We start from the raw sequence: 8,617 nt of genomic DNA on the forward strand, positions 1-8,617 counted from the left end.
CTGCCCGACGTGCGCCAATTACAGGATTTCAAACTGCATACGCCACTGCGTATCTACACCAGCGACGGCAAGTTGATCGGCGAATTCGGTGACGAACGACGGATGTCGGTGGATTTCGCCGAGATCCCCGAGGAAATGGTTCAGGCCTTGCTGGCCGCCGAGGATGCCAACTTCTTCGACCATCGCGGTGTCGATCCACGAGGCCTGGCCCGTGCGACCCTCGAACTGGTTTCCAGCGGTGGCGACATCCAGACCGGCGGCTCCACCATCACCATGCAGGTGGCACGCAACTACCTCCTGACCCTGGATCGCACCTTCACGCGCAAGATTCGCGAGATCCTGCTGGCCTTGCAGATGGAACAGATCCTCACCAAGAAGGAAATTCTCGAACTCTACGTCAACAAGATCTTCCTCGGCCACCGGGCGTATGGCATCGCCGCGGCATCTGAAACCTATTACGACCGTCCGTTGGAAAAACTGACACTCGCGGAGAAGGCCATGATTGCCGGGCTCCCCAAGGCGCCCTCTTCCTTCAATCCGCTGACCAATCCGGAGCGTTCGCTCATTCGACGCAACTGGGTCCTGTTCCGCATGCGTGAACTCGGCAATATCGACCAGGCGCGTTATGCGGAGGCTGTCCAGTCACCCATCACTGCCCGTCGCTATGTCATACAGCTGGAAGTGGATGCCGACTACGTGTCCGAAATGGCCCGACAGTACGCTGTCGAACGCTTCGGTGACGACGCCTACACGGGGGGGTATCGCATTCACACCACCCTCGACAGTGAGTTGCAACCCGCCGCCCGTCGTGCCCTGGCCAACGGCCTGATTGCCTACGATACCCGCCATGGCTGGCGGGGATCGGAAGAAGAGGATATCCCTCAGAGCCTGGTGGAAGCCCAGGAGAGGACAGAACGACAGGGGCTGGAGGAAGAGCTCTCGGAATCCCCTGAGGTCATGGAAACCGCCCGCCAAGCCGCCGAACGCAGCCAGTCATCCGTCGAAGGCATCGAGGGCGACGTCAGCAACTGGCTTCAGGTACTCGATCGCACACCGGTCTACGATCCGCTTCAGCCCGCCATCGTGGTGGAGAGTGATGGTCGCGAAATGAAGGTCATGACTCGAGGCGGTGAGCTTCATACCATCGGCTGGGAGGGTCTGAGCTGGGCACGGGCCTACCGCAGCCCGAATTCGCGTGGCCCTGAGCCAGGTGCGGCTTCCGAGATCGCCAAGCGAGGCGACCTGGTGAGGGTGCTCGAGCGAGACGATGACACCTATCGTCTTTCCCAGCGCCCCGATGCAGAGGGCTCTCTGGTGGCGATGGAGCCACAGACCGGCGCCATTCTGGCCCTTCAGGGCGGGCTCAGCTTCCAGGCCAGCAAGTTCAACCGGGCGGTTCAGGCCCAGCGGCAGTCCGGCTCGATCTTCAAGCCATTCATCTACCTGGCCGCGCTGGACAGCGGCACCCTGAATGCGGCCAGCGTCATCAATGATGCCCCTGTGGTCATTGCCGATGGCAGCAATGAACTCTGGCGCCCGGTAAATTCCAGTGGCGATTTCCTCGGCCCCACCCGCCTGAGGGTCGCTCTGGCCCGCTCACGCAACCTCGTGACCATCCGGGTCCTGCAGCAGGTAGGCCTCGACGCCACCATCGACTTCCTGGAGGGATTCGGCTTTGCCGAGGGACGCCTACCCAATGGCCTGTCACTGGCGCTCGGTAGTGCCACCCTGACACCACTGGAAATGACCAATGCCTACGCCATCCTGGCCAACGGCGGCTTCAAGGTAAGCCCTTGGTTCATCGAGCGGATCACACGTAATGACGATACCTACGCCATCGAAGAAGCCCTGCCGACCGTGGCCTGTCCGAACTGTCGCGACGGCCAGACCGAAGTGGAGATCGATGGCCACCTCTATCCCGTGGCCCGTCGCGTGGCCGACCCCATTGCGGTCTATATCCTGCGCGACATACTGCGGGACGTGATCGAGAATGGCACCGGGCGTGGGGCACTGGAACTCGAGCGCAGCGACATCGTCGGCAAGACGGGCACCACCAACGACCAGCGGGATGCCTGGTTTGCCGGTTACAATACTGACCTGGTGACGACGGTCTGGGTCGGCAAGGACAACAACGAATCCACTGCGGAATATGGCGCCAACGCGGCACTGCCGATCTGGGTCGATTTCATGCGCACAGCCCTCGAAGGACAGCCCGAAGTCTGGCCTGCTCCTCCCGAGGCCCTGGTCACGGCCCGGGTCGATCCGCAGTCCGGCCGTCGCCTTCCTGATGGATCCCAAGGCGGCATCAGCGAGATCTTCCATCCCGACTACCTGCCGGAGATTCGTTCAAGGCAGGTCAATCAGGAGATCGAGCAGCAAAGCGGCTCCCAGGGCAGCGGAGCCTACGAGGCCATCTTCTGACGAAAGTCGAAATAGCCCAACATGAACGCAGACGCCGGCCCTGGGCCGGCGTCTGCGTATCGGTGTGCAACACAGGTCAAGCGATCGATTCAGCCCCCATAGACATCATCGATGGTCTTGAGTGGGTAGTGGGAAGGATAGGGTTTGCGGGCGACGCCCGAGTCCACCGCGGCCTGTGCCACTGCCGAGGTGATCCGGCCCAGCAAGCGGACATCCACCGGCGTGGGGATGATGTAGTCGGGGCCGAAGCTCATGGTCTCCATGCCATAGGCATCCAGCACTTCCTGGGGGACCGGTTCCCGTGCCAGATCCTTCAGCGCATGGACCGCCGCAATCTTCATCTCTTCGTTGATGCGGGTGGCGCGTACATCCAGGGCCCCGCGAAACAGGAAGGGAAACCCGAGTACATTGTTGACCTGATTGGGATAATCCGAACGACCGGTGGCCATGATAACGTCCGGACGCGCTTTCCGGGCCAGATCCGGATGAATCTCCGGGTCGGGATTGGTACAGGCAAAGACCACCGGGTTCGGCGCCATCTTGCGGATATGATCGGCCGACATCAGCCCCGGACCGGACAGCCCGATGAACACATCGGCACCATCGATGGCATCGTCGAGCGTACGCTTGTCGGTCTCGACGGCGAAGATGGCCTTGTACTGATTGAGATCCTCGCGACCGGTGTGGATCACGCCCTTGCGATCGAGCATCACCAGGTTGTCGGGGCGGGCGCCGCAGGACACCAGGAGCTTCATGCAGGCGATGGCCGCCGCACCGGCACCCATGCAGACGATCTTTGCCTCGTCCAGTGACTTGCCGGCAATGTCCAGGGCATTGAGCATGCCGGCTGCGGTGACGATGGCCGTGCCATGCTGGTCATCATGGAAGACCGGGATATTGCACCGCTCGATCAACGCCTGCTCGATCTCGAAACACTCCGGGGCCTTGATGTCCTCGAGATTGATCCCCCCCCAGGTATCGGCAATGCGAGCCACGGTATCGATGAAGGCCTGGGGGCTCTCGGCGTTGACTTCGATATCCACCGAGTTGATGCCGGCGAAACACTTGAACAGAACCCCCTTGCCTTCCATCACCGGCTTGCTCGCCAGGGGGCCGAGATTACCGAGACCCAGGACGGCACTGCCATCCGTGATGACCGCCACCAGGTTGCCCTTGCCCGTGTAGCGATAGGCATTTTCCGGGTCACGGGCGATCTCCCTTACCGGCTCGGCCACCCCCGGGCTGTAGGCGAGGGAGAGCTCCCGAGAAGTGGCAGTGGGCTTGGTCAGCTCAACCGACAGCTTTCCGGGGATGGGTTTGGCGTGATAATCCAGCGCTGCCTGTCTTGCGTCAGTCATGACTGTCGGTCCGGTCTGGTGAGACAAAGTGGAAATACTAGTTTATAGAAAAATTTTCCATTCCTCAATTTACGCGTGATTCACGGAAATTCGATGCCAGCGGCGCCCGTGTGCTTTCATGGTAGCCAAAAAAGACCCGCCACAGGGGACGGGTCTTTTCGAAGGGTCGAAGCTGAGGCGAAAAGGCGATCAACCCCGCTTGATGGCGGCGCCGAAACGCTTGTTGAAGCGCTCGACTCGACCACCGGTGGTCGCCTGCTTCTGCTTGCCGGTATAGAAGGGATGACACTGTGAACAGACATCGAGGGAGAGGTCATGCCCGGCCGTGGAGCCGACCTCGAAGGTGGTGCCACAGGAGCAGGTCGCGGTGACCGTCTTGTAATCGGGATGGATAGCTTGTTTCATCTTGAGCCTCATTGAAGCGGTATGCCGCCACCTGATCGTCTGCCAGGCACCGCATACAGGTTGTCTAGTTGTGGTCCCCGATACCTGATCAATCGGGAAGGCGCAACATTCTAGCAGAGCAGACGCCGGAGGCCAATTGCCCAGTCAGCCGAGTTTTCCGCCGTCCTCGCCCAGGGTGCTGGGCGTTGCCTTGCCCTCACCGCTGCGTCGCCTCTTCGATTATCGCCCCTGTCGAGAAACACCCGCCGATGGCTGGCAACCGGGCCTGAGGGTGCAGGTGCCCTTCGGCAGGCGCCAGGTTGTCGGCGTGGTCATCGAATGTCGCCACACCAGCGAACTCGCCATGGACAGGTTGAAGCCCGTGGACGCCTGCCTGGACGCGACAGCGCTGCCGGTCGATTGGCTGTGGCTAGGCACCTTCACGGCCCGTTATTACCAGCATGCGCTGGGCGATACCCTGCACCTGGCCTTGCCGGCACTGCTCCGCCAGGGGCGCCCCCTGGAGGCGCGCACCCGCCAACGCTGGCAGGTAACGGCGACGGGCATGCAGGACAGCTCACCGGGCCTCGCACGGGCGCCTCGCCAGGCGGAGCTACTGGCGATGCTGCGCCAGCACCCCCATGGCCTGATCAGGCATGCCATCCTTGCCCAGTCATTCTCCCGGGAACAGCTGCATGCCCTGTCTGACAAGGGGCTGATAACCTGCCGCGAAGAACCCCTGACGGCCCAGTGGCGAGGGCGCAATGAACGCCTGCTCGCCGAACCTGCCCTGCCCCTGAATGCCGAACAGGCGACGGCGCTGGCCGCGATTCATGAACGGCTGGACGCCTTTCACCCTTGCCTGCTCGAGGGCGTCACCGGCAGCGGCAAGACGGAGGTCTACCTCCAGCTCATCGAGGACGTGGTAAGGCGGGGCCTGCAGGCCCTGATTCTGGTGCCCGAGATAGGCCTGACCCCCCAGACTCTGGCCCGCTTCCGCCAGCGCTTCCAGGCTCCGGTGGTGGCCCTGCATTCGGGACTTACCGATCATGAACGGCTGGATGCCTGGGAGGCTGCCGCCAGCGGTCGGGCTCCCATCGTGGTAGGTACACGGTCGGCGATCTTCACGCCCCTGGCACGACCCGGGGCCATCATCGTCGACGAGGAGCACGACGGCTCCTTCAAGCAGCAGGACGGACTGCGCTATCACGCCCGCGACCTGGCCGTGGCCCTGGCCCACCACCACGACATCCCCCTGATACTTGGCAGTGCCACGCCGTCCCTGGAGAGCCTCGCCCGGGTTCGCCGGGGGGACTGGCGACACCTGCGCCTGACGCGCCGTGCCAGCCGCCATGCGCCGGCTCGTCTCGAGCTGGTCGATCTGCGTGGTCGGCCTCGTCAGGGGGGCCTGATTCCACCAGTGATCGAGACGATCCGCGAGACTCTCTCCGCCGGCCATCAGGTGCTGGTCTTCATCAACCGCCGTGGTTTCGCCCCCACCCTGGCCTGTCAGGCCTGTGGCTGGCTGGCCGAATGCGATCACTGCGATGCGCGCATGACCCTGCATCGCCAGCCGCCATTGCTCGCCTGTCACCACTGCGACCGTCGCCGGGCCCTGCCGGACGCCTGCCCGACCTGCGCCAGCGGCGACCTGCGCCCCCTGGGCAGCGGTACCGAGCGCACCGAGGAGACCCTGGCGGCGCTCTTCCCCGCCGTGCCTGTGCATCGTATCGATCGTGACAGCACACGCCGCCGGGACGCCTTCGAGCAGGTCCTCACCGAGGTGAGACGGGGCGCCCCCTGCCTTCTGGTCGGCACTCAGATGCTGGCCAAGGGCCACCATCTCCCTCATGTCACCCTGGTGGTGGTCGTCAATGCCGATGGCGGCCTCTACGCCAGCGACTTCCGGGCCTTGGAACACACCGCCCAGCTGCTGATTCAGGTCGCCGGTCGTGCCGGCCGTGCCAGCCACCCGGGACGGGTACTGGTGCAGACCCTCCATAGCGATGACCCGCATCTCGTCATCCTCGCCGAACGGGGATACGAGGCACTCGCCAACCAGTTGCTCGACGAACGCCGCATCGCCCATCTGCCGCCCTTTCGCTTCCTGGCCCTGCTTCGCCTGGAAAGCCCGCGAGCGGAGACCGCCGAGGAACTGGGCAGCCTCGCGGCCAATTTCCTGCGCCCGTGGATCCGCGAGCAGGGCCTGGCGGTGGACTGCCTGGGGCCGGTTCCTGCCCCCATGGAACGTCGCCAGAATCGTTACCACATGCAACTCATGCTCGCCGCCGACCGACGAAGCCAACTGCACGAGGCCGTGTCGCAACTCATCGCATGGCTCGAGGCGGCGCCCGAGGCAAGACGTGTCCGCTGGTCCGTGGATATCGATCCCCAGACACTGGCCTGAACATCAGGGTTTAAAGCCCGCAGCCGATTGCCGATAATGGGGCGCTATGCCAAGCGCAAACCGATGGCAAATCGAACCACAGGACACCTGAGCTTCATGAAAGACACCATCTCTGCGCTACTCCAGGGCGCCCTCGACAGCCTCAAGCAGCAGGGCATCGTGCCCGCCGACCTCAGACCCGACATCAAGGTCGACCCGACCCGGGACAAGTCCCACGGCGACTATGCCACCAACTTGGCACTGATGCTGGCCAAGCCCGCGCGAAGAAAGCCGCGAGACCTGGCGGAGTCTCTGGTGGCCGCCCTGCCGGCCAGTAATGCGGTGAGCAGGGTGGAGATCGCCGGCCCGGGCTTCGTCAACTTCTTCGCCGCCACCGATGCCGCCGCTCAGGTGGTCAGACAGGTTCTCGACGCGGGGGATGCCTTCGGACGCAGCCTGACCGGGCAGGGACACAAGGTTCAGGTGGAATTCGTCTCCGCTAACCCCACGGGTCCGCTGCATGTCGGTCATGGCCGTGGAGCCGCCATCGGCGACTGCATTTGCCGTCTGCTGGAAGCGACCGGCTACGGTGTCACCAGGGAGTTCTACTACAACGATGCCGGTGCCCAGATCACCAACTTGGCTCTCTCGGTTCAGGCCCGGGTCAAAGGGATCGATCCTGGTGAAGACGCCTGGCCGGCGGATGGCTACCGCGGCGGTTACATCATCGACGTCGCTAACGCCTACCTTGCCGGCGAGACCGTCGACGCCGACGACCGTCACGTCACCGCCAAGGGCGACCCGGACGACCACCAGGCCATCCAGGAGTTCGCCGTGGCCTATCTGCGTCGCGAACAGGACCTGGACCTGCGGGCCTTCGGCGTCGAATTCGACGTCTATTTCCTGGAATCCTCGCTCTACGAGGACGGCAAGGTCGAGGCCACCGTGGAGCGGCTGATCGATGCCGGCCACACCTATGAAGCGGAAAATGCCCTCTGGCTGCGTACCACGGACTTCGGCGACGACAAGGACCGCGTCATGCGCAAGTCGGACGGCAGCTACACCTACTTCCTGCCGGATGTGGCCTACCACCTGGACAAGTGGCAACGCGGCTTCACCACCGTGGTCAACGAGCAGGGCGCCGACCACCATTCCACCGTGACCCGCGTCCGGGCGGGCCTCCAGGCCCTCGAGCTCGGAATACCCCGGGGCTGGCCCGATTATGTGCTCCACCAGATGGTGATGGTGACCCGCTCCGGTGTCGAGGTGAAGCTTTCCAAGCGGGCGGGCAGTTACGTCACGATTCGCGACCTGATCGACGAAGTCGGTTGCGACGCTACGCGCTTCTTCCTGTCCGCTCGCAAGGCAGACTCGCAGCTCACCTTCGATATCGACCTGGCTCGCTCCCAGTCCAACGACAACCCGGTCTACTACGTGCAATATGCCCATGCGCGGGTATGCAGCATGCTGCGCAAGGCCGAGAGTGACGGCATGCCCTTCGCTCACGAGACCGCCATGGAGAACCTGGCCAGGCTGGAAGAGGCTCAGGAAAAGGCCCTGATGAACCGCCTGGCACGCTACCCCGAGGTGGTCGGACGTGCCGCCGGCGCCCGGGAACCGCAACAGGTCGCCCAGTACCTGCTCGACCTGGCTGCCGACTTCCACACCTGCTACAACGCCGTGAAGGTGATGGTCGATGACAGCGAGCTACGAAACGCGCGCCTGGCCCTGGGCCTGGCGACTCGCCAGGTACTGCGCAACGGCCTCGATCTGATGGGCGTCGGCGCTCCCGAGGAGATGTAAGCCATGGCTCGTCCCGCTCCCAAAAAACGTGGCGCCACCTCTGCCAGCAGACGTCGCAGCACCTCCCGCCGCTGGAGCCCGCCCGGCTGGCTATGGGGCATCGCCGGTCTGGTCGCCGGCTTCCTGCTCGCCCAGCATCAGCATGGCACGGCGCCCTGGCAGACGGGACAGGATTCCCCCCTGGCCAACCTGCTGCCCAGGCCGGCACCGAGCGAGGAGTCGGCGTCACCATCATCGGCAGCGCCCGCCGCCGACGATGAGCCGC

Annotated in this window: 5 protein-coding genes and 1 pseudogene; 4 read left to right on the plus strand and 2 right to left on the minus strand. The window is 63.9% G+C overall.

The window, feature by feature from the left end:
* Positions 1 to 2,421: penicillin-binding protein 1A (locus tag ACESMD_RS11460; protein WP_372613248.1), on the plus strand; the 2,421-nt coding region annotated here is incomplete at its 5' end.
* 89 nt (positions 2,422 to 2,510) lie between these two features.
* On the opposite strand, the gene ACESMD_RS11465 is transcribed toward ACESMD_RS11460, so the two are convergent.
* On the minus strand, positions 2,511 to 3,779 hold the full coding sequence (locus ACESMD_RS11465) for a malic enzyme-like NAD(P)-binding protein (protein ID WP_372613250.1): 1,269 nt from the start codon (positions 3,777 to 3,779) through the stop codon (positions 2,511 to 2,513).
* Positions 3,780 to 3,968: 189 nt separating this feature from the next.
* Entirely contained in the window at positions 3,969 to 4,184 is a 216-nt protein-coding gene (rpmE, locus tag ACESMD_RS11470; protein ID WP_372613252.1) for a 50S ribosomal protein L31, read from the minus strand.
* A 136-nt stretch (positions 4,185 to 4,320) separates the two neighbouring features.
* On the opposite strand from rpmE, the gene ACESMD_RS11475 reads away from it, so the two are divergent.
* The 3 genes and pseudogenes from ACESMD_RS11475 to ACESMD_RS11485 form a co-directional block, all read left to right on the plus strand.
* Entirely contained in the window at positions 4,321 to 6,570 is a 2,250-nt protein-coding gene (locus tag ACESMD_RS11475) for a primosomal protein N' (protein WP_372613254.1), read from the plus strand.
* 96 nt (positions 6,571 to 6,666) lie between these two features.
* Positions 6,667 to 8,352: an arginine--tRNA ligase gene (argS, locus tag ACESMD_RS11480; protein WP_372613256.1), complete on the plus strand. Its 1,686-nt coding sequence runs from the start codon at positions 6,667 to 6,669 to the stop codon at positions 8,350 to 8,352.
* A gap of 3 nt (positions 8,353 to 8,355) precedes the next feature.
* A pseudogene (locus ACESMD_RS11485) lies at positions 8,356 to 8,617 on the plus strand (SPOR domain-containing protein); the annotation flags it as partial.

It is taken from the genome of Halomonas sp. (assembly GCF_041689495.1).
Lineage (GTDB): Bacteria > Pseudomonadota > Gammaproteobacteria > Pseudomonadales > Halomonadaceae > Halomonas.